The organism is Endozoicomonas sp. NE40 (assembly GCF_040549045.1).
In the GTDB taxonomy this organism is placed as follows: Bacteria; Pseudomonadota; Gammaproteobacteria; order Pseudomonadales; family Endozoicomonadaceae; genus Endozoicomonas_A; species Endozoicomonas_A lisbonensis.
In genome coordinates this window covers 3,925,147-3,948,695 of the sequence record NZ_JBEWTB010000002.1, presented here as the reverse complement: position 1 = coordinate 3,948,695, position 23,549 = coordinate 3,925,147, and the positions used below count along the sequence as shown (strand labels likewise).

General features: G+C 47.1%; 25 protein-coding genes, 1 tRNA gene and 1 pseudogene. 17 read left to right on the top strand and 10 right to left on the bottom strand.

Annotation, left to right across the window (positions count from 1 at the left end; genetic code table 11):
- Window positions 1-38: 38 nt before the first annotated feature.
- The 9 genes and pseudogenes from V5J35_RS18790 to V5J35_RS18750 form a co-directional block, all read left to right on the top strand.
- A pseudogene (locus tag V5J35_RS18790) lies at window positions 39-1,027 on the top strand (cellobiose phosphorylase); the annotation flags it as partial.
- A 306-nt stretch (window positions 1,028-1,333) separates the two neighbouring features.
- Window positions 1,334-2,887 carry a GH36-type glycosyl hydrolase domain-containing protein gene (locus V5J35_RS18785; RefSeq protein ID WP_354011321.1) on the top strand — a complete coding sequence of 518 codons (1,554 nt, stop codon included), beginning with the start codon at window positions 1,334-1,336 and terminating at the stop codon, window positions 2,885-2,887.
- A gap of 219 nt (window positions 2,888-3,106) precedes the next feature.
- On the top strand, window positions 3,107-3,949 hold the full coding sequence (locus V5J35_RS18780) for an extracellular solute-binding protein (RefSeq protein WP_354008620.1): 843 nt from the start codon (window positions 3,107-3,109) through the stop codon (window positions 3,947-3,949).
- A gap of 147 nt (window positions 3,950-4,096) precedes the next feature.
- The gene (locus tag V5J35_RS18775; RefSeq protein WP_354008619.1) at window positions 4,097-4,741 is read left to right on the top strand and encodes a carbohydrate ABC transporter permease; all 645 of its coding nucleotides are present in this window, start codon (window positions 4,097-4,099) and stop codon (window positions 4,739-4,741) included.
- Entirely contained in the window at window positions 4,731-4,913 is a 183-nt protein-coding gene (locus tag V5J35_RS18770; RefSeq protein WP_354008618.1) for a hypothetical protein, read from the top strand. Before V5J35_RS18775 ends, V5J35_RS18770 begins: the two co-directional genes overlap by 11 nt.
- A complete protein-coding gene (locus tag V5J35_RS18765) occupies window positions 4,913-5,734 on the top strand; it encodes a carbohydrate ABC transporter permease (protein ID WP_354008617.1) in 822 nt (273 codons plus the stop codon). Before V5J35_RS18770 ends, V5J35_RS18765 begins: the two co-directional genes overlap by 1 nt.
- 16 nt (window positions 5,735-5,750) lie before the next feature.
- The gene (locus V5J35_RS18760; protein ID WP_354008616.1) at window positions 5,751-6,224 is read left to right on the top strand and encodes a hypothetical protein; all 474 of its coding nucleotides are present in this window, start codon (window positions 5,751-5,753) and stop codon (window positions 6,222-6,224) included.
- Window positions 6,225-6,254: 30 nt separating this feature from the next.
- Entirely contained in the window at window positions 6,255-6,743 is a 489-nt protein-coding gene (locus V5J35_RS18755) for a glycoside hydrolase family 3 N-terminal domain-containing protein (protein ID WP_354016473.1), read from the top strand.
- A complete protein-coding gene (locus tag V5J35_RS18750; RefSeq protein ID WP_354016472.1) occupies window positions 6,715-8,421 on the top strand; it encodes a glycoside hydrolase family 3 C-terminal domain-containing protein in 1,707 nt (568 codons plus the stop codon). Before V5J35_RS18755 ends, V5J35_RS18750 begins: the two co-directional genes overlap by 29 nt.
- Before the next feature lie 41 nt (window positions 8,422-8,462).
- Here the strand turns inward: V5J35_RS18750 and V5J35_RS18745 are convergent, their stop codons facing one another.
- The gene (locus tag V5J35_RS18745; protein ID WP_354008614.1) at window positions 8,463-9,008 is read right to left on the bottom strand and encodes a hypothetical protein; all 546 of its coding nucleotides are present in this window, start codon (window positions 9,006-9,008) and stop codon (window positions 8,463-8,465) included.
- Between the two features lie 158 nt (window positions 9,009-9,166).
- Here V5J35_RS18745 and V5J35_RS18740 point away from each other — a divergent pair, with 158 nt between their 5' ends.
- Window positions 9,167-11,119: a fructose-1,6-bisphosphatase gene (locus V5J35_RS18740; RefSeq protein ID WP_354008613.1), complete on the top strand. Its 1,953-nt coding sequence runs from the start codon at window positions 9,167-9,169 to the stop codon at window positions 11,117-11,119.
- Between the two features lie 19 nt (window positions 11,120-11,138).
- Here V5J35_RS18740 and V5J35_RS18735 read toward each other — a convergent pair whose 3' ends face one another.
- From V5J35_RS18735 to V5J35_RS18720, 4 genes are all read right to left on the bottom strand, one after another.
- Window positions 11,139-11,561 carry a hypothetical protein gene (locus tag V5J35_RS18735; protein ID WP_354008612.1) on the bottom strand — a complete coding sequence of 141 codons (423 nt, stop codon included), beginning with the start codon at window positions 11,559-11,561 and terminating at the stop codon, window positions 11,139-11,141.
- Window positions 11,562-11,972: 411 nt separating this feature from the next.
- Window positions 11,973-12,740, bottom strand: a complete 768-nt coding sequence (locus V5J35_RS18730) for a hypothetical protein (protein WP_354008611.1) — start codon at window positions 12,738-12,740, stop codon at window positions 11,973-11,975.
- Between the two features lie 369 nt (window positions 12,741-13,109).
- Window positions 13,110-13,186: transfer RNA gene (locus V5J35_RS18725), tRNA-Arg, on the bottom strand.
- Window positions 13,187-13,295: 109 nt separating this feature from the next.
- On the bottom strand, window positions 13,296-13,487 hold the full coding sequence (locus tag V5J35_RS18720; protein WP_354008610.1) for a flagellar biosynthesis anti-sigma factor FlgM: 192 nt from the start codon (window positions 13,485-13,487) through the stop codon (window positions 13,296-13,298).
- Between the two features lie 356 nt (window positions 13,488-13,843).
- On the opposite strand from V5J35_RS18720, the gene V5J35_RS18715 reads away from it, so the two are divergent.
- The 3 genes from V5J35_RS18715 to V5J35_RS18705 all read left to right on the top strand — a co-directional run bounded on the left by V5J35_RS18715 (window position 13,844) and on the right by V5J35_RS18705 (window position 16,527).
- Window positions 13,844-14,536: an MlaA family lipoprotein gene (locus tag V5J35_RS18715; protein WP_354008609.1), complete on the top strand. Its 693-nt coding sequence runs from the start codon at window positions 13,844-13,846 to the stop codon at window positions 14,534-14,536.
- A gap of 272 nt (window positions 14,537-14,808) precedes the next feature.
- Entirely contained in the window at window positions 14,809-15,987 is a 1,179-nt protein-coding gene (locus V5J35_RS18710) for a response regulator (RefSeq protein ID WP_354008608.1), read from the top strand.
- A complete protein-coding gene (locus tag V5J35_RS18705; protein ID WP_354008607.1) occupies window positions 15,988-16,527 on the top strand; it encodes an STAS domain-containing protein in 540 nt (179 codons plus the stop codon). It begins immediately after the preceding gene.
- Here the strand turns inward: V5J35_RS18705 and dusA are convergent.
- Window positions 16,516-17,550 carry a tRNA dihydrouridine(20/20a) synthase DusA gene (gene dusA, locus V5J35_RS18700; protein ID WP_354008606.1) on the bottom strand — a complete coding sequence of 345 codons (1,035 nt, stop codon included), beginning with the start codon at window positions 17,548-17,550 and terminating at the stop codon, window positions 16,516-16,518. The genes V5J35_RS18705 and dusA overlap by 12 nt on opposite strands.
- A 195-nt stretch (window positions 17,551-17,745) precedes the next feature.
- Between dusA and V5J35_RS18695 the strand changes: the two genes are divergently transcribed.
- Window positions 17,746-18,846, top strand: a complete 1,101-nt coding sequence (locus tag V5J35_RS18695) for a tyrosine-type recombinase/integrase (RefSeq protein ID WP_354008605.1) — start codon at window positions 17,746-17,748, stop codon at window positions 18,844-18,846.
- Between the two features lie 79 nt (window positions 18,847-18,925).
- On the opposite strand, the gene V5J35_RS18690 is transcribed toward V5J35_RS18695, so the two are convergent.
- Window positions 18,926-19,132: a helix-turn-helix domain-containing protein gene (locus V5J35_RS18690; RefSeq protein ID WP_354008604.1), complete on the bottom strand. Its 207-nt coding sequence runs from the start codon at window positions 19,130-19,132 to the stop codon at window positions 18,926-18,928.
- A 141-nt stretch (window positions 19,133-19,273) separates the two neighbouring features.
- Here V5J35_RS18690 and V5J35_RS18685 point away from each other — a divergent pair, with 141 nt between their 5' ends.
- Window positions 19,274-19,588 carry a hypothetical protein gene (locus V5J35_RS18685; protein ID WP_354008603.1) on the top strand — a complete coding sequence of 105 codons (315 nt, stop codon included), beginning with the start codon at window positions 19,274-19,276 and terminating at the stop codon, window positions 19,586-19,588.
- Window positions 19,589-19,714: 126 nt separating this feature from the next.
- Here V5J35_RS18685 and V5J35_RS18680 read toward each other — a convergent pair whose 3' ends face one another.
- From V5J35_RS18680 to V5J35_RS18670, 3 genes are all read right to left on the bottom strand, one after another.
- The gene (locus V5J35_RS18680; protein ID WP_354008602.1) at window positions 19,715-21,013 is read right to left on the bottom strand and encodes a type II toxin-antitoxin system HipA family toxin; all 1,299 of its coding nucleotides are present in this window, start codon (window positions 21,011-21,013) and stop codon (window positions 19,715-19,717) included.
- Between the two features lie 3 nt (window positions 21,014-21,016).
- On the bottom strand, window positions 21,017-21,307 hold the full coding sequence (locus V5J35_RS18675) for a helix-turn-helix domain-containing protein (protein ID WP_354008601.1): 291 nt from the start codon (window positions 21,305-21,307) through the stop codon (window positions 21,017-21,019).
- A 239-nt stretch (window positions 21,308-21,546) separates the two neighbouring features.
- The gene (locus V5J35_RS18670) at window positions 21,547-21,807 is read right to left on the bottom strand and encodes a pyocin activator PrtN family protein (RefSeq protein WP_354008600.1); all 261 of its coding nucleotides are present in this window, start codon (window positions 21,805-21,807) and stop codon (window positions 21,547-21,549) included.
- A 357-nt stretch (window positions 21,808-22,164) separates the two neighbouring features.
- Between V5J35_RS18670 and V5J35_RS18665 the strand changes: the two genes are divergently transcribed.
- Complete coding sequence (locus V5J35_RS18665; RefSeq protein WP_354008599.1) at window positions 22,165-22,530, top strand: hypothetical protein; 366 nt, start codon at window positions 22,165-22,167, stop codon at window positions 22,528-22,530.
- A complete protein-coding gene (locus tag V5J35_RS18660) occupies window positions 22,527-23,546 on the top strand; it encodes a relaxase/mobilization nuclease domain-containing protein (RefSeq protein ID WP_354008598.1) in 1,020 nt (339 codons plus the stop codon). Before V5J35_RS18665 ends, V5J35_RS18660 begins: the two co-directional genes overlap by 4 nt.
- Window positions 23,547-23,549 lie beyond the last annotated feature (3 nt).

Genomic DNA, 23,549 nt, shown 5'->3' with positions numbered 1-23,549 from the left:
GAATTCAGTAGTTTCAAAACAATTAACTCAAGGGGTTTTTGCAGAGAGGAATTTCGCAGAAAAGCTACCGGTTAAAACTCACGGCTGTCGCTTTCTCAGCCGATGGCACCCAGTTCTTCGGTAAGAGCTACAAGTTTACCAACCAGCCAGAAGCCCTGATCAAGCCAACCCTGGACAACGTAAAATACCAGTACGAAATGGCTTACGTTGCCCTGCAAACTGCTGACATCACCCTGAAGGACGGCGACGCCAGCAGCACTGTTTTCTACCTGTACTTCAAGCCTCACATGGAAAAATCCAATGTGTCAGAAGCTGAAGCCCCGGAAAATATTGCAGTTCATTACGAAGCTCCAGCCAAAGATAAGGCCGTTGCCATTGCGGCACCTGAATTTCATCTGAGCGGTCAGTCCGTGCTGGCGGGTACACCACTGTCCAGCGATGAAGTGACAGAGTTCTTTGGTACCGAGCGTCGTTTTGTTGAAGAGAAAAACGGTGTGCTGCTGTCGTTCTTCCACGGTGACAGTCAGTACGTGACTCTGCAGGAGAAAGAACTGTACCTGGAGCGTTCCACCGGTCACATGATCTCTTCCGGCAATAATCAGGACTTTACCAATGCAGTGCTGAGTTCTACTCACGGCATGTACGGAGTATTTAACTCCCACCTGGTGCTGGTTTCAACAAACTGCTGGGTGTAGACCGCACGTTCCTGAACCTGTTCAAATCTTCCGGCCAGCGAATCTGGGTAAAAGTAGACGGCGAATACAAAGTATTGACCATGCCATCTGCCTTCGAAGCCGGTGCCAACTTCTCCCGCTGGATTTACAAACTCCAGGGTGGCTACATTCAGGTTCGCTGCTTCAGTGCCTGCGACACCACCGCATTACAGATGGACATCGAAACCATCAACATCAGCGAACCTCTGGATATCCGGATCAGCAACCAGCTGATTATGGGTAACAATGAGAAAGACGCGACCGTCAGAGTCACCACCCGGGATCGTTTCATCCACATTACCGGCAACAATGAACTGGTTGCGAAGCACCATCCTGAGCTGAGCTTCACCCTGCTGACCGACCCGGCAGTGTCTGAAGTTTCCACCGTGACCTGTGAAGAAGATGACTCTGCCCGTTGCCTCATTCTGTCTGGCCAGCTGCAGGGCAAAGCCAGCCTGACCATCGGCGCATCCCTGACAGATCGCCAGCAGGCAGTTGTTGAGCCGCTGGACTTCGACAAAGAAACCAGTACCTATCAGGCTCGCCAGAACGATCTGGTCAATGACTTCAGCGTGCAGTTCGAAAACGACGAATACAATGCCCGGAAGCTGAACGACACCATGCAGTGGTTCACTCACAACGCACTGGTACACTACAGCACACCACACGGTCTGGAACAGTACTCCGGCGCAGCCTGGGGTACCCGTGACGTGTCTCAGGGGCCATTCGAATTCTTCATGTCCATGCAGCGTTATGATCGCGCTGTGGATATTCTGGAGTCCATCTACAGCCACCAGTACATTGAGACCGGTACCTGGCCGCAGTGGTTCATGTTCGACCAGTACAACACCATTCAGCAGGAAGAATCCCACGGTGACATCGTAGTCTGGCCTCTGAAAGCAGTGGCTGATTACCTGCAAACGACAGGTGACTTTGATGTACTGAAGAAGGAAATCCCTTACACCAGCGTTGAAAACGGCTTTAACTTCACCACTGAACAGTACAGCCTGTTTGCCCATCTGCAACGTCAGGTGAAGCACATCATCAACAATCTGGTACCAGGTACTTCCCTGTCCTGCTACGGCGACGGCGACTGGGATGACACCCTGCAGCCTGCCAATCAGGCACTGCGTGAGAACATGGTCAGCGGCTGGACTATTCCTCTGACCCTGCAGACCTTCAAGACCCTGACCGCCGCTCTGGAAGGTCAGACAGAATACGCAGACTTTGTTGCCCAGGTGTCTGACCTGACGGAACGAATGGAAGCGGACTACCGTAAGTTCCTGATCAAGGATGGTATTATCACCGGCTTCCTGCACTTCCCGGAAGGCGACATTGAGCAGCCTGAATACCTGCTGCACCCGTCTGATCAGAAAACCGGCATCAAGTACCGTCTGCTGCCAGCGTCACGCTCTATCATCTCCGAGACTTTTGACAAGGAGATGGCAGCAGAGCACATGGCAATCATTGAAGACAAGCTGGTATGCCCGGACGGCGTTCGCCTGATGGATCGCATGGCAGAGTACAAGGCGGGTAAACAGACTTACTTCAAGCGAGCTGAACTGGCGGCAAACCTGGGACGCGAAGTTGGCCTGCAATACTGCCACGCACACATCCGCTTTATTGAAGCCCTGTGCAAAATGGGTAAGGCGAAGGAAGTCTACGACAACCTGTACAAGATTCTGCCGGTAGATATCCAGAAAGCTGTGCCGAATGCGGAACTGCGTCAATCCAACGCTTACTTCTCCAGCTCCGATGGTAAGTTCAATGACCGCTACGAAGCCTACGAGAACTTCGGAAAACTGAAGACCGGTGACGTTCAGGTGAAAGGCGGCTGGAAAATTTACTCCAGTGGCCCGGGCATCTACATCAACCAGCTGATCAGCAACGTACTGGGTGTTCGTTACCAGAACAACAACCTGGTACTGGACCCGATTGTCAGCAAAGAACTGGGTAAAGTCAGCCTGAACTTCCGTCTGTTCGACAAGCCTTGCCAGCTGGTCATCAACCCGGAACAGGGCGAGTACACACCAAAGCGTGCAACCCTGAACGGTACTGATGTTGAGTTGACAGAGCTGCCAAACGCTTACCGTACCGGCGCTGCGATAATTGAACAGACCACTCTGAACAGCCTGTTGCAGGAGTCCGGTAATACTCTGGAAATCTGGTTATAAGTAGTCTGCAAGCTGCTTATACCTGGCAGAGTCACTGACTTTGCCAGGCTCTAAAAGTTCAGGAACTTGCTGAAATCATGGTACCCGCAGCCATTACTCCCTTCAGCAAGTTTCCTGCTTTTAGCCAGTACTTTGATTGCATAAGTGATAATTCAATTAACAGGAAACCATGGAGACAAGCACTGGCTTTGAATGTCTTGCTGGTTACAGGTCAAACTGATGTATAAATGTGCCGAAGCCGGGCTGGATCCGAAAAAGCCTCCCGTTACCTGGGACGAATACCTTGAGTCCGCAAAAAAAATCAGCGCACTTCCTCCCCGCAGCAATGGTAACCGGGTATACGGCTCCGTACTCTGGAACGAAGAAATTTCCTCCGGCAGCTGGTACTGGAGCATGCTGTCGCAGATGTATTACAACTTTAATGACGGTCAGTACCAGCTGCTGAATCGCTACGGTACTCATCCGGTGTTTGATCAGGAAGAAGCCGGTATGGCGGAATTCTTTGGCACCATGCGCGAACTTCAGAAGTACTCGCCACTAACCATGGAACAGAACTTTTTCTCCCGTACCATCGGCATGTGGCCACAGTATGGTTTTGGCTGGCGTCTGAACCTGCAGGATGCCATGGGTGGCCCCATGGAAATCGGCAGAGACGTTGGTATTGCACCACTGCCTGTACGCAAGGCTGGCGACCCGCACTTTTCCAATCTGGACGGTCGCGCCCTGATGATGTTCAAAAACACCCATGAAATCGAAAGCCACAGCTGGAACCTGATCGAGCTGCTGATGGAAGACGACATGAACCTGAAAGCCAGCATGGCTTTACAGCAACTGCCTACCCTGACCGCTCTGAAAGATCACCCTCATTTCCAGGCTGATGAAGTGAGACCTTTCGTTGAACAGCTCAACAACTCGGTAATAAACGAATCCTTCGCCAGTGTCGCTGACGTTTCCAACATTATTCTGCGTTATTACTCCCGTGTCGTATTACGCAATGAGCTGGAACCCGAAGAAGCCGTCCGTCGTGCCGGTAAGGAAGCGAGAGCCGTTCTGAAAAGATAATGACAGGCAGCCCGGAACCCCCGGGCTGCCGTATGAGTAATTGATGTATATAAGATGTTTACAGGCCATATAATATGAAGTTAAGAGAGCACTGGGTTGCCTATCTGTTTTTATCCCCGTGGGTACTGTTTTTTTCTGGTTTTCCTGTTGTACCCGTTCTTTCTGTCGTTCCAGAACAGCTTTCTTGACGTCAACGTACTGAACCCGGAAAACACCCGCTTTGTCGGGCTGGGAAACTGGACACACGTGGTCAGTCACGGCAAGTTCTGGCTGTCGCTGTTCAATGTACTGTTCAACCAGATTATCTTTGTCACCCTGAGTTTTGTCATCGCATTGATGGCAGCGCTGATGCTGAACGAAATCAAGTTTCTTGCCAGTCTGTTCCGCACCATTCTGTTTATTCCGGTCATCACGTCCATTACCGTAGCAATGATCATCTTTGACTTTCTTTCCGGCCCTGCCGGTCCGATTCAGGAAAGTCTGTTAAGCATGGGCATTCTGGACAATCCGGTATTCTGGAAATTCGAACAGTGGCTGCCAATGCCAATGATCGCGGTATTCAGTGCCTGGAAATGGTTCGGTGTACAAATGATCATCTTCCTGGGCGGTATTGCCAGCATCAACAAATCCCTGTATGAAGCCGCCGACCTGGACGGTGCTTCCTGGTGGCGCAAGGTGACCAGTATCACCCTGCCGATGATCAAGCCACAGATCGTGTTTGTCCTGACCATTAATATCATCAATGGTCTGCAGATGTTCGTAGATGTTCGTGGAAGTCTTCATGAACTTTGACCTGCAGGGCGGTCCGTACAACGCGGCACTGACACCGGTTCTGCACCTGTACCAGACCGGCTTTGAACAGATGAAGATGGGTGAAGCCTCCACCATCGGTTTGATGCTGGCCCTGATTATCTACACCCTGACCATGATGCAGATGAAGCTTACCAGCAAGGAAGACCACTGATGATCAAAAGTAAAAAACAACAGTGGCTGATTTATGGCTCACTGATCGTCGCCAGCCTTGTCGTGCTGTATCCGTTCTTTTTCATGATCATTAACTCCTTTAAAACAGGGTCGGAGATCATGCATGCTCCGAATGCCATGCCAAAAGAGTGGTCATGGCGCGGCTATATTGAAGTGTTCAACAGTATTGATCTCGTGCGGATTTTTCTGAACACCATCTTTGTTGCGATGTCTATTACCTTTCTTAATTGCCTGCTGTCGTCCATGGTGGCGTTTGCCATTGTCAAGACCAATATGCCTGGCCGCGAGTTCTGGCTGAAGCTGATTCTGTCTTCCATGATGATTCCGGCGGTACTGTTTACCATTCCTGTGTACATGATGATGTACGACTGGGGCTGGATTAACACTTACCGGGCGCTGATTATTCCGGGGGCTATTTCTGCTTACAACATTTTCCTGCTGGTGCAGTTTATGAAGCAGATTGACGACGCCTATCTGGAAGCAGCCCGTATTGATGGTGCCAGCGAGTGGCGAATCTTCTACAAAGTCGTTCTGCCTATGCTGCGTCCGGCACTGGCGACCGTAGGTATTCTGACCTTTATGGGAGCCTGGAACGACTTTATGGGGCCATTGCTGTATATCCGCGATGATTCCATGCTGACCCTGCAGCTGGCACTGTTCAAATTCCAGACCAATGTACCTGGCGGCAACCTTGAGCAACTGTGGGCAATGACCACCATGATTGCGGTACCTGTCGTCTTTGTTTTCTTCTTCCTGCAGAAAAACTTCATTAAAGCGTTCACTGGCGTTGGCGTGAAATAATGAGTGGAGTGAAATAATGAGTCTCAGTAAAAAACTGGCACTGATCGGCCTGTTCCTGCTGATCACTTACTGTGCAGCCTGGGTAAAAGCCTACCAGATGTCCAGCGCCTACGTTGAACACGCCTTGCAGATGCATGAGCAGGGCGAGCTGGTTGAAGCCCTGAAAGGCATGAACAAACTTGAGTTGCGAATTGAGGATAAATATCTCGGCGGCTATCAGCAGGTTATTGAAGCCTGGGAATCCAGCATCCTCGGCCTGCGCCCGGCGTTCTATCAAAAAGCCATTGATGCGTCACAGGACATCCTGCCGCACCTGTCCGACGAAGCATTGCTCGACTTTATCGAAATCTACATCCAGCTTGATCTGCGCTATGTGCCAGAAGCCGCCCGGGAGCTGCTGAAAAGAGCCCGGGTTAAAGGCGACAAAGCGCTGACACTTGAAATGACCGAATTCCTGCAGGAAGCCTTTCCGGAATACCCGCTGGATTAATAATTTAAGGAAGAATTGAGGAGCTATTGCATGACGTTTCCCTATAAAGACCCGGCCCTGCCCATTGAGGAGCGGGTAGCCGACCTGCTGGCACGAATGACCCTGCAGGAAAAAATCGGCCAACTGTGTCAGACCCCGATGCTGGACTTTGATCAGCACAAAGAAGCCTTTCTGGACGGTGTACGACAGGGTCGCTGGGGTTCCCGCATCCTTGCGGACACCGCCTGGGCAGGAAATGCACCGGGATTAACCGTCGATCCGGTTGAACTGAATGAAATCCAGAGCGCTGCGGTAGAAGACAGTCGTCTGGGGATTCCGATGATTGTGGCACGCGATGTGATTTACGGTCAGGAAACGGTTCTGCCCATTCCACTGGCCCAGGCAGCGTCCTGGAACCCGGAACTGGTTGAGCAGTCTTACACCGGCGTTGCCCGTGAAGCGGCCTCCCTCGGTATTCACTGGACATTTGCGCCCATGCTGGACATTGCCCGTGGACCCTCGCTGGGGACGTGTGATTGAAACCAATGGTGAAGACCCCTACCTGACCAGCCAGTTTGCCAGAGCCGTTGTCAATGGTTTTCAGGGAGAAAGTCCGGCCAATCCAGACTCCCTGCTCGCCTGTGCCAAACATTTTGTGGGTTACGCTGCCGGAGAAGGCGGACGAGATTACGACACCACAGAAATTACTGACAACACTCTGCATAACGTACATTTGCCGCCGTTTAAAGCAGCCATTGAAGCAGGTGTTGGTACCCTGATGTCCGGCTTTAACGATTTGGGCGGCACGCCGGTTTCCGGCAGCAAGCCTCTGATTCAGGGCTGGCTGAAGACCGAGCAGAATTTTGATGGTATGGTCATCAGCGACTGGGGTTCTATTTCCGACCTGGCTTACTTTGGCGTCACCAGAGACGCTGCCGGTGCTGCCGCAAAGGCTCTGGATGCCGGTGTTGATATGGCCATGACCAACGAAGCCTATGAAGGCCACCTGGAAGAACTGTTACAGGAAGGCGAAATCAATGAAGACCGCTTAAACGATGCAGTTTGTCGTGTACTACGCGCCAAATTCCGCTCCGGACTGTTCGAACGTCCTTATGCCGACGAACAGCGTCATAAAGCGGTCATGCGTCGTGAAGATCATGTTGCCGGAGCATTAAAACTGGCAGAAGAGAGCCTGGTACTTCTGAAGAACCGCAATAATGTTCTGCCACTGTCTAAAGCTGACCTGACGGTTGCAGTCATTGGCCCTCATGCTCACTCCAAGCGCCCACACCTTGGATCCTGGTGTCTGGACGGCAAGATAAAAGACATTACCAGCATTTACGAAGGTATTCAGGCGAACATTCCAGACGTCAATGTTATCACCGAAGACGCAGCCTTCAGTGATGAGATGGTGGAGTGTGCGCATCGTGCTGATGTTGTTGTGCTGTGTGTGGGTGAAAGCCACCGTCGTACCGGTGAAGCCCGTAACATTGCCGAGCTGACACTGCCTGCTGGTCAGGAAGAGTTGATCAAAGCGATTGGTGAAACCGGTAAGCCTCTGGTAGTGGTGCAGTGTACCGGTCGCCCGGTCCCGTCACCAGCGGCGGAACAGTTCGCGGATGCCCTGCTGTACGCCTGGCAGTGTGGTACAGAAGCCGGTCACGCTGTGGCTCGTGTACTGTTTGGCGACGTATCACCTTCTGGTCGCCTGCCAATCACAGTGCCACGCTCTACGGGGCAGATCCCAATGTACTATGGCCGTAAACCTCTGGGTAAGATGCGTGATTTCCAGGACTATATGCCGTACAAGGATTCGAATATTGAGCCACTGTATCCCTTTGGCTTTGGTCTGGGCTACAGTACCTTCAGTTACAAAAGCCTTTCAGTCAGCAAAGACACCGTAAAGTTTGGTGAAACGCAACAGGTAACGGTGGTTGTTACCAACGATGGTCAGGTAGAAGCGTCAGAAGTCGTACAATGCTATATTCGACAGACTGTAGCGGACACGACACGTCCGGAACGCGAACTGAAAGACTTCCGCAAAATCACCCTGAAGCCGGGTGAAAGCAGGGAAGTAACCTTGACCCTGACACCTGAAAAGCTGTCATTCTATGGCAGTAAGCAGTGTTTCCATCAGTATGCCGGTGAGATCAAGGTCTTTGTTGGCAGCGACTCTCGCGCTGATGACTGTGTGAGCTTTGATTTAATAAAAGGTTAATGCGTTCGCTGTTCCCATGCCCTGCATGGGAACAGCCAGAGTCAGGAACAGTTCAGGCCAAAATCCATAGCCGAAGCGTTATTCGGGTTGACCGGATCAAACAATTCAAAAGTGATATCAAGCCCTGCATTGTCATGGTCAAACTCCAGTGAAAATGCGACAGGGCCATCATTGACCGTCAGTAATAACTCACTACCTGTTGCTGGCAAACTATTCTGGCTGAATAACTCAGTTCTGCCTCTGGCATCGAAGCTCTGAATCAGCATCGGTGAATCTTCAATATCAACACGGGTAAAACGAACGCCCACCTCTCTTTCAGGCTGTACCTGCCCACCGGTCTGCATCCAGCGCTCAGGTTCAATGATGGTGAAGTCATCACCGTTGTACGTCATCCGTCCATCACGAAAAAAGACTATCTCACCAGCGTTATAACAGTCATAGAGCCGGTTCCGGTCGAATTCGATGGTTCCTTCAACACCACTATGTTGTGCTGTACCACTATGTTGTGCTGTACCACTATGGTCTGCGACACTGGTCAATACACTGCAGGATAAAAGTATCCCGGCAAGAAAAGCTGGTTTATTCAAATTCGATTCCACGGCTGAGTACATAAAACCGCCTCAATATATTGTCAACCGGTTTAATTAACCATGACGCAACCCCTGCCCTCAGTTAATCCTTACAATTCGATACAGATCGTTGTATTTTGTTGCCTAAAAATCAGGAATAACAATACAGGAATACCATGGAAAGACTGAAATATCTGAAATTACTGGCAAAACAGTACCCCAGCATTGCAGATGTCACCACGGAACTGATTAACCTTAACGCTATTCTCAACCTGCCCAAGGGGACAGAGCATTTTCTGACCGATATACACGGTGAATACGAAGCGTTCTCTTATCATCTGCGCAGTGCTTCCGGTGTGCTGATGTTTAAAATTGATGATATTTTCGGTTATTCCATCCCCGAATGGGAAAAGAAAAATCTGGCGACACTTATCTGCTATCCCCATGAACGCCTGAAACGGGTCAAAGAGCAGGAACAGAGACTGGAAGACTGGTACCGGGTCAATATTTACCGTCTGCTGTCTGTCTGCAAAGTGGTTTCCTCGAAATACACACGCTCCAAGGTACGCAAGTCTTTACCCAGTGACTTTACCTACATCCTTGATGAATTGTTAAATCTGGAAAGCACTCAGCTTAATAAAGAGGATTATTACAACCAGATTATCAACACCATTGTCGAACTGGATCGTTCTGATGAGTTTATTGCGGCTATCAGCAAAGTAATTCAACGGCTGGCGGTGGACAGACTGCACATCATTGGCGATATATACGACCGTGGTTCAGCCCCGGAAAAAGTGATGGATGAGCTGATGGCCTACCATTCAGTTGATATTCAGTGGGGCAACCACGATATTCTCTGGATGGGGGCCGCCCAGGGACATCCGCTGATGGTGGCTACAGCCATTCGGATTGCGCTTCGCTATGGCAACCTGGAGTGTCTGGAAGAAGGTTACGGAATCAATATGCTGCCCCTGGGGCATCTGGCGATGGACGTTTATAAAGACGACCCCTGTGAAGAGTTTATGCCGCGCCAGAGTAATGAAGAATTTTATGCAGAAAAAGACCGTAACCTGATCGCCCGAATGCATAAAGCCATTGCTATTATCCAGTTCAAGCTGGAAGGTCAGCTTATCAAACGCCGTAAAGAGTTTGCGATGGATGACCGCAATCTGTTGGAGCAGGTAGATTATAAGAACGGTTCTCTGATGGTTAACGGCAGGGAGTACTCACTGACCAGCTGTCATTTTCCTACCATTGATCCAAAAGACCCCTGTCAGCTGACGACTGAGGAGCAGGAAGTTATTGACCGGCTATCGTTCTATTTCAGGAACAGTGAAAAGCTACAGAAGCACATCCACTTTTTTTACACAAATGGAGCCCTCTATCTTCGCTACAACGGCAACCTTCTTTACCACGGCAGTGTTCTGCTGAATAAAGACGGTAGCTTCCAGAACTTTACTATCGATGGTGAGGATTATCAGGGCAAAGCCCTGCTGGACAAGCTGGAGGCTTTAGTCAGAAAAGCTCATTATACCCAGAATATCAATGACGTTGACTGGCTCTGGTATATGTGGACAGGTCCCAAATCGCCCATGTTCGCAAAACAGAAAATGGCCACTTTTGAACGATATTTCACCAGAGAAAAATCCCTGCACAAGGAAGCCCTTAACCCATACTTCACCCTCAGGGAAAATTCTGATATTTGCCGCAGTATACTTTTAAACTTTGGATTGAACCCTGAGCAAGGCCATATTATTACCGGACACACGCCGGTTAAAGCGGCTAAAGGTGAAAGTCCTATTAAAGCCGATGGACGTTTACTGGTGATTGACGGTGGTTTATCCATGGCTTACCAGGCAAAAACGGGGCTTGCTGGCTACACACTGATTTATAATTCCTGGGGTTTACGTCTTGTGTCGCACAAACCATTCCAGAGCGTGGAACGGGTTATTGAGGAAGGTGTATCCGTTAATTCTGAAATGCGTGTTCTGAAAAAAACCAATCGTAAGCGAGTCGCGGATACTGATGTCGGCAAATCCCTGTTGGCTGAAATGGAAGCATTAAGGGAATTGCTGACGGCTTATCAATCCGGTCAGTTACATGAAGGTGAGCAGTTTATCGCTGGATGAATGGCCTGCCGGAGGTCCGTTAACCGGATTCTCCGGAGACTGTCCCTACCAGACTCCAGTACTTATTGATCGTCAGGTATCTTGCGAGATCCCGGGGGACAGATTGCCTGGCGTTTATAGCCATGTAGATAAAGGATTTAGAAAGCCCCATAACGGCTTGATAAAGAGCTATTGGAAGATAAGTACAAATTGCTCCTGAAAACAGACCGCTGGTTCTGCTCAGTTCAGCAGGAGGCTCGGTTCTGTTATTTTTCCACAATCCATGAGCATATGCCTGAGCCTCTGCTGAAAAGTCAGATGAGCCCAGAAACGCTGAAGCGATGGCAAACCTGCTGTAGGAGCCAGGGTTCACCACTTTATGATGGCCTATAAACTGATAATCTTTATGAAAGATCCATACATAACCCAATGAGGCTGCCTGACCGGGAAGTAATTTTAACATTTTAGTATCTTCCTTATTTTCTATTGGGCTTTTGATTATCAGGCGGTAGACACTCCAGATTTGATTATTCATAGAATAGATAAGGTTTAGACAGTGTCCAGTGGGTACTGTCATCTCAAAGATATAAGGACGAATTTATCTGTGGCTGGCGTCATCCTCAATGCTGTTTTCAGCGACCATAGCTACATGGGTTATTAATTCTTCTGTTGGTCCTTTATCCTGTCTGTGCAAGATAAGGATATCCCCCTTTCTCAAGTCGGTTAGATGTAAACTGGGATTCATTTAAATATCCTTAGGCGGGTACCTGACGTATAAAAAATGATAAGTTTTTGTATTTATCTACAACCGAAGGTTTAGGATTAAGGGCAATGTGAACACAAACAATTTACACGAAGACCTCCAAAAGGCCAGTTAACCGCTTTTTCCGGATACTGTCCCCACCAGACTCCAGTACTTATTGACTGTCAGATATCTTGCCAGGTCCCGTGGGAGTGATTGTTTAGCGTTTAACGCCATATAGATAAAAGCTTTAGAAAGCCCCATCGCAGCCTGATAAAGGGCTATTGGCAGATAAGAACAAATTTCTCCTGAAAATGAGCATGAGCATGAACATTGATTACTCATCCTGATCAGGTCAGGGGGAGGCTGAGTTCTGTTATTTTTCCATAGACTATTAGCATACGCCTGGGCATAGGCTGAAAATTCTGATGAACCCAGAAACGCAGAAACTATGGAGAATTTGCTGTAGGTGCCAGAATTCGTCACTTTATAATCAGCTTTATAATCAGCTTTATACTTATAATTTTTGTAAAAGACCCATAAATAACCTATTGAGGCTGCTTTGTAAGGAAGTAATCTTGATATTTTAGTTTCTTCCCTACTTTCCATTGAGCTTGTGATTATCAGGCGATAGACACTCCAGATTTTATTCTTTTCACCGTAGATTGTATTCAGACAATGCCCAGTGGGTACTTTCATTTCAAAAATATGGGGGATAGTGTATGTTTTAGATTCGAATCGGGCTCCGCTGGCATCAGTTACAATTTCTTTTTCGGTCACACTGTGCGTAGCCACTATAGCTGCATGGGTTATGAGTTCTTTTGTCGGATCTTTATCGTGTCTGTGCTGAATCAGGATATCTCCCTGCTTCAGATCGGTTAACTTTAAACTGGGATTCATTACAGTCTCCTGAAGCAAGAGCTTGATGAATACAAAACGTAACCGAAGGCTCTGGGATTTAGAGCAATGTGAACATCGACAATATACGTGAATAAACGCTTTTTATTTTCGATGATTCTGACTATAGCAAAACCTGTAAAAAATGGACTGATATTTTATCTGGTGACAGCAATATCTATGGAGAGTTTTGTAATGAGTCAGATCTTGCAGGCTGTGCCGGGAGTTAGACGACTTAAACCAGTTATTCTGTTGTTCTCCACAGCTGCCTCAGGAGTGTAGGATAAACAAGTCTGCCAGATAAAAATGTCTACCCTGAAAAGCCAGAGCCATATACAGAAAAGGCTTCAAAACTGAAGCCTTTTCTGTATATGGCGCTCCCGACAGGATTCGAACCTGTGACCTGCCGCTTAGGAGGCGGCTGCGCTATCCAACTGTGCCACGGGAGCATAGAAAAGCCAGCGGGCTACTTGTTGTTCCGGCTGGCTTGCTGCGTATTGTAACCAAATCTGTGCTGGTTTCAAACATTGTCTGCGCTATAAACCACGACTATCGCAATTATTTGCTGTCATTGTGATACTGCCGATCAAGTTCGCGTTCAAAACTCAGCATTTTCTGTGCAAGTTTCGCGCTATCTACTGCCAGCGTGCCATTCAGGTACGCTTCTCTGAGAGCCCTGACTCTCTCTTCTGTGCTCCCGACTTCTACTACCTGAGTCGCTTTATACTCTGGCTGGACTTTATCTTCCATGATTCCTCCCGTGCCTGGCGAATCATAAATAATGTCATAAGCTGATCAAGGCATCCAGTGAACTCTATCTCATTCTTCGGCAAACGGTGTCGTAAATTGAAAACGAGTTCAGCAACAGGCTTCTCAACTTACTTTTAGCAAATAACAACCGATAAAACTTGTAATTTAGCCTGGAAAACCATCTCCTGGACAATATTTGTATTTTCCAGATACTTAGTGGGATACTGGTAGAGTTATAGCCTGCACTAAAAGGATTAAGAGTCGGTACAAGGCAGGCAACCTGGACTACTTTAAGAAAAATAAAAGGACATGAGGACAGGACTGTGACTTTTATTCCTTGTTCTGATAATCGTTGTATGCTGTCACGAATACTGCAATTGCTAACCGCAGTACTCCTGACTGGATTTATCTCCAGCTCCCATGCCGCTAAAGGCGTATCTTTCGATGACCCATGGGAAAATGTGAACCGTTCAGTGTTTGGGTTCAACGATTGGATTGATACCCATGCCCTGAAACCGGTGGCAAAAGGTTACGACACCATAACACCGAAGCCTGTTCAACAGCTGGTCAGCAACTTTTTTTCCAACCTTGGAGAAATCCGTAATGCCGCCAACTCCCTGCTGCAACTGAAAGCGGGCGACACCCTGGCTGCCATTGGTCGCTTTGGCATTAATTCCACCATTGGCATGCTGGGGCTGCTGGACGTTGCCAGCCCTCTTGGGATTGAAAAACGCTATCAGGATTTCGGTCTGACGCTGGCGCGCTGGGATGTTCCATCGGGTCCTTTTGTTGTGGTGCCGCTGCTGGGACCAAGAACAGTCCGTTCTGGTGTTGGCATTATCCCGGACAGTCTGGTCAGCCCGAAACAGGTGGTTGAACCTGAGAGTGACCGCCTGTTTGTACACGGGCTGGATATCGTCAACACCCGGGCTGCCCTGCTCAGTTCTGAAGAACTGATTGTCGGCGACCGCTATTCTTTTATTCGTGATGCTTACCTGCAACGCCGTAACTATATTATTACGGGCGAATTACCTGATGACGACTTTTAAAGCCCGGTCACTATGCCCCATGGATCTTTAGAATCAGATCCATGGGTTTTCTGATACCCAATACATATTCCAGACCTGAACAAACCGAACAGTGGTACTGCCACAATCCTGAGAATAATAGATCACAACCATACACATTCGCTTGCAGCCACCACAGGTTGAGAGTATGTTTCAAATGTATCTGACAGCCGTGCTCCAAAGGTGGTTTAACAATCTATGCACAGGACTTTGCAAGACCGATCTTCTTTTTGTCAACTGCTGTGGCAATTTCTATGAGCAGAGTTGGTAATACCATCCTTGTTATTGATGATGATACGATCGTCAGAGAAAGCATTATTGCTTATCTTGAAGACAGTGGCTTCAATATTCTGCAGGCTGAAAATGGCGAGCAGGGGCTTGCCGTTTACAAGGAGTCCCAGCCCGACCTGATACTCTGTGACCTCCGTATGCCACGGATGGATGGGCTCGGGGTTTTACGCAATGTCAGGGAAATTTCACCTGAACTCCCCTTTATCGTTGTATCCGGCGCTGGTGTCATGGCCGACGTGGTGGAAGCCCTGCGCCTTGGAGCCAGTGATTACATCATCAAGCCTATCGTCGATCTGGAGGTACTGGAATACGCCATCAACCGCGCTCTGGAAAATGCCCAGCTGGCGGTTGAAAACCGTCGATATCGTGAAAGCCTTGAAGAAGCCATAAGAACGCTGGAAGGCAATCTGCAACTGCTGAAGGAAGACCAGAAAGCTGGCCGTGAAGTTCAAATGCGTATGCTGCCCCAGAAGCCTCTCGAATTTGCTGGCTACCGGGTCGATCACCACATTATCCCTTCTCTCTACCTGAGTGGCGATTTCGTTGATTACTTTGCCCTGAACGATCACTGTTTTGCCTTTTACCTGGCGGATGTTTCCGGACATGGTGCATCATCAGCCTTCGTCACAGTGCTGCTAAAGCACATGTCCATTAACCTGTTACAGGAATATCAGTCACACGGTGGAAAAGCCCGGGTCAAACCATCCCACGTACTCAGTTATATCAACAAAAATCTGATGAACAGCGGACTGGGCAAACATGTTGCTGTATTTGGCGGCGTTGTCGATATCAGAAACCACACCCTGACTTACGCCTTCGGCGGACATTACCCCCTGCCAATTATGCACGAACCGGATAAAACGTATTCAATTGAAGGACGCGGACTGCCGGTGGGTCTGTTTGAAGACGCACGCTTTGAAGATGTGACCATCGACTTGCCGGAGCAATTCACCTTGACTATCCTGTCCGACGGTATTCTTGAGGTACTCCCTCAGTCTTCTCTTGAAGAAAAAGAGCAATATTTGTTGTCTGTGATCAGGGATGGTGCCAATTCCGTACCTGCCCTCACCAAAAAGCTCGGGCTTGACGCCATGCGTGAAGCACCGGATGATATCGCTTTGCTAGTACTGGCTCGAAATTGAATGACTGCTGGAAAAATACAGTTTGCAGAAAATGAAGGCACTTATGTGCTGAAATTCCTGGGTGAAATTCGCTTAACCCTGTGTTCCTCTCTGGAAAGTTTTCTGGACAACATGTTTAACGACCCGGATTTCAGTTCGGTCATCATAGACCTGTCTGAAACCTCAACGATTGACAGCACATCCCTTGGCATACTGGCAAAACTGTCCATTCAGGCAAAAAAACGTTTCAACCTTGTCCCCATCCTTATTTCTACCCAGGACGATATTACCCGGGTTCTGCTCAGCATGGGGTTTGATTCCGTCTTTGTCCTTGTCCGGGAATTTGAAGGACTGGTTAAGCTGCCTATGAACGATCTGCCCTGTGAAGGCAGCACAGAACCCGCTACTCAGGAGCGGGTTCTGAATGCCCATAAAGTGCTAATGTCGTTAAATGAAGACAATCGCAAAGCCTTTAGCGAGCTGGTCAGACAACTGGAAAAAGGTCAGACATCTCGCGATAAAGACAAGAACAAGAACGGGGACGATAACTCAAACAGCTGATCCAGCAGCCAGTGCAATCTGTCGCTCTTTCGCCTGCTCACGAATGGCTTCCACTTCGTCAACCGCAGCCAGAAGCACCTCAACCCCAGCCCCCTTCCGGTGGGCGTTCTCACTGATATAACGTCTGAACTTTCTGGCTCCGGGCTCTCCCTGGTACAACCCGAGCATGTGGCGGGTAATATGGCTCAGATAAGCACCTTTACTCATCTGGTCTTCAATATATGGCACCATCTGTTCAATCAGAGCACGACGCTCTGGCAATGGTTTGCTGCTGCCATAAAGACGATTGTCCACTTCTGCCATCAGGTAAGGGTTATGGTACGCCTCCCGGCCCAGCATCACACCATCAACATGCTGCATGTGCTGTTCAATCTGATCGAAGCTGGCAATACCGCCATTGATGGTAATTTCCAGTTCAGGAAAGTCACGCTTCAGCTGATAAACCACTTCCGGCTTCAGCGGTGGGATATCACGATTTTCTTTAGGAGACAGCCCTTCGAGAATGGCAATTCGGGCATGGGCAATAAACGTCTCACAACCAGCGTCTTTAATCGTACCGACAAAATCCACCAGCTCTTCATAAGAGTCCCTGCCATTAATCCCGATGCGGTGTTTAACTGTGACCGGAATATCAACAGCATCCTTCATTGCCTTTACAGCGTCAGCCACCGTCTGAGGTTCTGCCATCAGGCAGGCACCAATTCGACCATTCTGGACCCGGTCACTGGGGCAGCCAACGTTCAGGTTAACTTCCTGATAACCGGCTGACTCGGCCATTCTTGCACACTGCGCCAGATGATCAGGATCATGCCCACCCAGCTGCAGAGCCAGGGGGTATTCAGCAACAGAATGCTTCAGAAACCTCTCCCGGTCACCATAAACCAACGCCCCGGATGTCACCATTTCAGTGTACAGAACCGCATGTTCTGAAAGCAGGCGGTGGAAATAACGGCAATGGCGATCGGTCCAGTCCATCATCGGAGCGACTGAAAACTTACGATTCAGGTCTTTTTTACTTTTCATAATAATAACAACAAGTTAAAAATTTATTGAATGCATATTTAGCACCATAGTATGACTGTTTATTGTACTTTTTAGGCGTATTTTCACCGTTTTTCATACTACGGGTCCCCACAGCGGGTCCCCATTTTTCTGTGGGGACCCGAAAAAATGTCTATCTTTAAGATCATAAATACAATCAGAAAGCAGTGAGGCAATATGGCTCTTTATCACATTGAAAAAAGAACCAAAAAAAATGGTGATACCCGATACCGCTGTATGGTCAGAGTCAAGAAAAACGGGCAGATCATACATCAGGAGTCCAAAACATTCAGTAAGAAGAGTCAGGCTAAGGCTTACGGTAAAAAGCGCGTTAATGAGTTGGAAGACACCGATTACCTCAAGAAAGTTCAACATCGCAAACATTTTCCGCAACAGGGTACGGTTGCCAGCCTGATTCAACGATACATTGATGAGCTCTATCCTGTGAAACCGTGGGGCCGTTCCAAGCAGTACTCTCTTGATCTTTTGCTGAATTCTGATCTGGCTAAAAAAGATATTTATTCTCTCAAGGCATCAGATATTATTGACCACTGCCAGCTTCGCCAAAAAGGAGGGACAGGGCCAGCTACCGTCAGCCAGGATATTTCATATCTGCGATCAGTGCTTTCTTTGGCAAAGCCTTCATGGAATATAGAGGTCACTGCTGCCTGTATAGATGAGGCCACTCCCTTTTTAAGAAAGCATGGGTTGATCGCTCACAGCAAAGCCCGGAGCCGACGCCCGAATGAAAAAGAACTTTACGACATAAGAGCTGCATTGGAGAAAAGGCAGTTAAAACCACAAAGCACCATACCGCTTGTAGATATTTTTGAATTCAGTATTTTCAGCTGCATGAGGGTAGGAGAAGTTTGCCGCATCTTGTGGGAGGATATAGATTACATCAAAAAAACAGTCGTTATCAGGGATCGTAAAGACCCTAGACATAAAGCCGGAAATGACCAAACGGTTGCCTTACTCGGCCCTGCTTGGGACATTGTCATCAAGCAAGCAAAAACGGATTGTAGAATATTCCCCCATAACTCCAACTCGGTCTCAGCAGCTTTTCAGCGTTGCAGAAACAAACTTAACATTCATGATTTGCGTTACCATGATCTTCGCAGGGAAGGTGCAAGCCGATTGTTTGAGCTTGGCTACAAAATTGAAGAGGTTGCCAGTGTAACCGGACATCGGGACTTGAGTACATTGTGGAAAATTTATACCGCTATCGATACCGATTCCCTGCATCGCAGATACGAAGAATTGAAAAACAAAAAATAGAAATCTCCACCTGTTTATGTGGTGAAACCAGTTAACCACTTGAAACACTATGATTGCGATCCATAACCTATGGGCAGTATTAGAAAAAATCTCTAGGCGAAACTTTTAAGGCGTGTGCCAACTGGTAAATTTTTTCTATCGTTACATTTCTGTTACCACGCTCAATATGCCCCATGTAGCCACGATCAATACCTGCCAAATGGGCAAGAGCCTCCTGTGAGATACCCTTCGCCTTACGTAACTCACGAATGCGATTACCAAATAGCTTTTTTGGCTCAACCTCCACGACTATTCCTCATCCACAACGAGTAAATTTCCCAAAAACTATTGCTCGTGAGCTAAAATTAAGCCACGCACTATATAACCACGTACTATATCTCTCTTTTTATGATTTACAGTTGATCTGTCTCAACAGGAGAATGGGTAGATGAATCAGATACGCATGTCTGCAGGCCTGAAGCAAGCGGTTACTGATGAATTGCTCAAAGATGTAACCCAGTTCGACCGCATCAGAAAGCAATATTCCCTAAAAACAGGTGTACTTGAGCGATTTCTTGGCGAGCACCTCCATGCCAGACTTTTAATCAATCCCCAACTCAACATAAAGGAATTCTTAGATGGACAACTGCCGGTAATGAGCAAGGAGAGATCAGAAAACCTGGCTGACATTAAGGCTGAATTAAGGGCTTATCGACAAATTGTTGATCAGTTGCTTCAAAAACTTCAAGAAAAGACGCAGTAACCACATTTGCATGTCAGACCGAGCTACTTCGCTGCCTCTTGTCGTAAACCTCTTACCAGGAAAAGCATGGAGACATCAGCAAGAGGCAGATGAAGTTCAAAGTCTAATCACCATCGTCACCCAGTATTACAACTCAACACGAAAATCAGACGACAAACTCGCCATATGTTCTTTCAAAACGTCTTTATGACTTGCGGACATAGGTAACGCTTGTAACAACTCAGGCCATTGTTCTCGGGCGCTCTCTATTGCCTCATGCAAATGTATTTTAATAGCAGGCCAGGGTGCTCCGATTCGCGAAGCCCAATACTGAAATGTTCCCATTGTCATGGCTCGCCAGCTTTTTTCTTTGCCCATATTGAGAGCAGACCCCGTCTCACCTTTTACATACGCCAACGTAGTGACAATATCATAAGCAGGTGACAGCCGGGGCTGTATGCCATCTGGGTAGATGATACTCCAGTTTTTCAGGTGTGCATCTCCATTTGCCAGCAAAATATTTGCCAGAAGGCGTCTGGCCATTTGTTGCAAATCTGCAAGCCCGTTCTGACTGAACTGATAGATGACCCGACCTATCTGTTCATAATTGGCATGACTGTATTTCTTGTGGGCATAAAATTCGAATATCTGAGCAAAATCCTCTGTATGAATGCGGTGTTTATTTTGCCTGTACGAACCCTCTCCCCGATCAAATCGCCGAATACCATAAGCCATGGGCTCATCTGGCAGAACGATGTCAGATAAGTTATCGAGTTTCTCCAGCGGTATCAGCTGAATCTCGGGTATTTCAACCCCAATGCTTTCAGCCAGTTTCATTGCAGTAAATTCATTTTCCGGAACATTGCGGTAAACAGTGGAAGGGGTTTTTATAATCCAGCTATCCGAGCCAATGTCAGTGCTAATATTGAAACGTCCATCTTGCCGGATACTGGAGAATTTCATCTGCACACCGGCCAGAGAGAATTTTGAGTCTTTCACTCCGATATCTATAGGTATAGGCACTGGTTCAACCTGATCTCTGCCTGCTAATGCCCAGCCGGGAATTTCCCCCGCATTCAAAGGAAGTGCCTCCAGAGCACCCGGCAAGTTATTTCCTGTCCATGCCAGTAAAGGAAATTCATTTTCAATATGTGTCTTCAGGGAGCTAGACAGCCATTCTCGTAGCGCACCTTCCGGCAGTAGATTGGAGAGAACGGGAGGTAAACGTTGAGAATGGCTTTGTCGGCCAGCTAGATAATTCTCTTTCCATAGCTGGGTCAGCGTAAATACAGGTCGCTCAGATGTTGGAAGTTGACGGTATTCAGGATCAAATGTCAGAATTTTCCGCCCACCGGAATAATGAACCAGAACTCCAATACGTTGCCCATGAAGAACCAGCTCCAAAGCTTCTGCGAACTCCGGACGCGGGCGCTGTTTTTCAGCCATTATTCAGTCCTCCAGATCGCCCAGAAAGTCCTGCCATGAAGATTCGGCTTTTACATCAGAGTCAAAAGAAACAGCTTCACTTCTGCCGGGCTTTTGCCTTGGTACTAGCTGTAACTCCAGATCCAGGCCTTCCAGTATCCGGAGCAGTGTTGAAACCCTGAGATCGCTGCCAGACTCAGCTCTTTGGTATTGCTGCTGTGACATACCGATTTTCAGCCGCATATCCTTTTGCCCCATGCCTTTCGCTTTTCTGTGATATTGAAGAGCTTGTGCCAGCTCCATCTGAGTTTTCATGAGAAGCCACCGTAATACAATTTATAAAATGTATTTTAGTCTAAATACACCTTATAAATTGTATTTTTTAAAAAACAATAAATAAATTGTAAAAGTGTCAAATACAACTTAGTTGATGTAACCATTCAAAGAATTGGAAATAGTTCTGTTTTGGTTGTAGACGTGGGATAAACCAAGAAGCCCGGGGCTAGGGAGAGCGATGTGTGAGAAGTATGTTCTATCTGCAAGAAGCTTTAAAATCATCCGTTCATATTCTGCCAACTGTCATTGGCATCTTTGACTCGTCCATTAATCCATTTATAAAAATCATTAATGGCCACCATGTAAGATGATTTCTGACTGTCTTCTGGTCGCACAACCGGGAAAGGTAACAAGTCCAGTGCTGCACGATTTTTTGCAGTTCTGACACTCAGAGACAGATACCCTCGCTCAACCAGATCTTCCAGTGGCACCAGAGCCCTGTAACCAAACTCACGATGCAGCAAATCAAAATCAAGCATTTTCCAACCTCCCTGCCAGATTCTGCCAAAAGCAAAATGGAGCATGCTTAAAGTGGTGACAATCATTCGGCTCTCACGATAGAGACCACCTCCAAAGGAAAATTATCCTCTGAAAATATTATAGCCAGAATTATGTAATATGCACTTAATACGTTTTATATACAGTATACTATTCAAAATTGATAACATATGTACAAAGTATAAAGAAACCAATAATCAGAATGAGATGAATTTCTGGATACCAATCGATAAAATCTTGCGGAATGTATTTATACTTAATTACGAAATATTTTCTATAATACAAATTATAAACAAGGGGTGCTCTGAAGGCCCCAACAGCCACCAGGGAGGAAGGCAATGAGCTCAAGCAAGTCAACAAAACCCATAACAGGAAAACGTACTAATACCGTTAAAATCACTTTCTCAGACGAAGAGTTTGACTGCTTTTTAAATCAAATCGGTCTAGATCCAAAGCTAGTCAACTCAGACAGAAAGTCCTACTCCAAGCATCTTGGGGAATATGCAAGGTACACATTAATTAAAAAAAGACCTAGCAAAATCAGCTTACAAATAGAGCATTTAGCCAAATTGGCAGGAGAAATTTCCAACTTAAAGCAATATCTGAAATCTAATTCCAAAGAGGATTGTACTCATTTTTTTGAAAAAATTGATAATATCCTGTCTCTTATCCGGTTCCATAAAAAGAGCGGAGAGATCGAATGAAATCAATGATAATGAGGCACGATAATTTACATTCACACACAAAATACTACCTCGATGAAGAAATTGTCCGACATGGATTTGTATTGCTTGAAATCACATGTGGTAACGTTTGTGGACGCAATGCCTATGAGATATCCAAGGAATTTTCCGATCTGCACAATACTCGCCCGGATACCAGAAATCCTATTATCGCTTGTGTGCTAAGCCTCCCACCAGGAGAGAAATGCAACGATGAAACATGGGGTCTGATCGTACGAGAATTTATTAGGCAGATGGAAACGAACCCAGATGAGCACCTCTGGTTTGGCGTTCGGCATAAAAATACCCTGCAGGACCATCTGCATATTGAGATATCACGAATCAAATTTTCCGGTAAAATCTGGAATCCCAGATTCGAGCTGATAAAAGCTGCACTGGCTGCATCCAGACTTGAAAAGCAATTTAACCTGACTCCAACAACACCTATGGTAGAAGTTGGGAAAGGAAAAAAGCTGGTTTTTAATAATAAAAGCCAACAGCGGAAACCTTCTCGCTCTATGATGACAAAAGCAGGATTGAACAAAACTCCTTTAGAAATAATTCAGGATGAAATTGATCATTTGCTCAAAATAAAAAACGGCATCAAAAAAATAGTTTTCGAAAAACTCCTTAGAAGAAAGGGCATAATTCCAGTGCCGAACATTAGAAATAAAAAACTCGTAGGTTATCGATTTACATATGGAAAGCACTCATTCAAGGGCTCTGAATTGGGTACAAATTACAAGCTCAAAGAACTGATATCCAGAGGTCTTATCATTAATTCAGACGAAAACCCTATTGAGACAATCAAAAAAAACATAACTTCCAACCCCAAACCAGCCTCACTCCCTTCTCAAACAAATAATCCAGAAGATAAAAAAGCAGTTCCAACAAAACCTATAAACAAAACAAAGACTCTAACTGAAAGAAACAGGCAAAATTATTACAAGCGAAAATCTAAGCATCAGAAAGTTGATTCAATCCCAGCCGAAAAGTAGGAC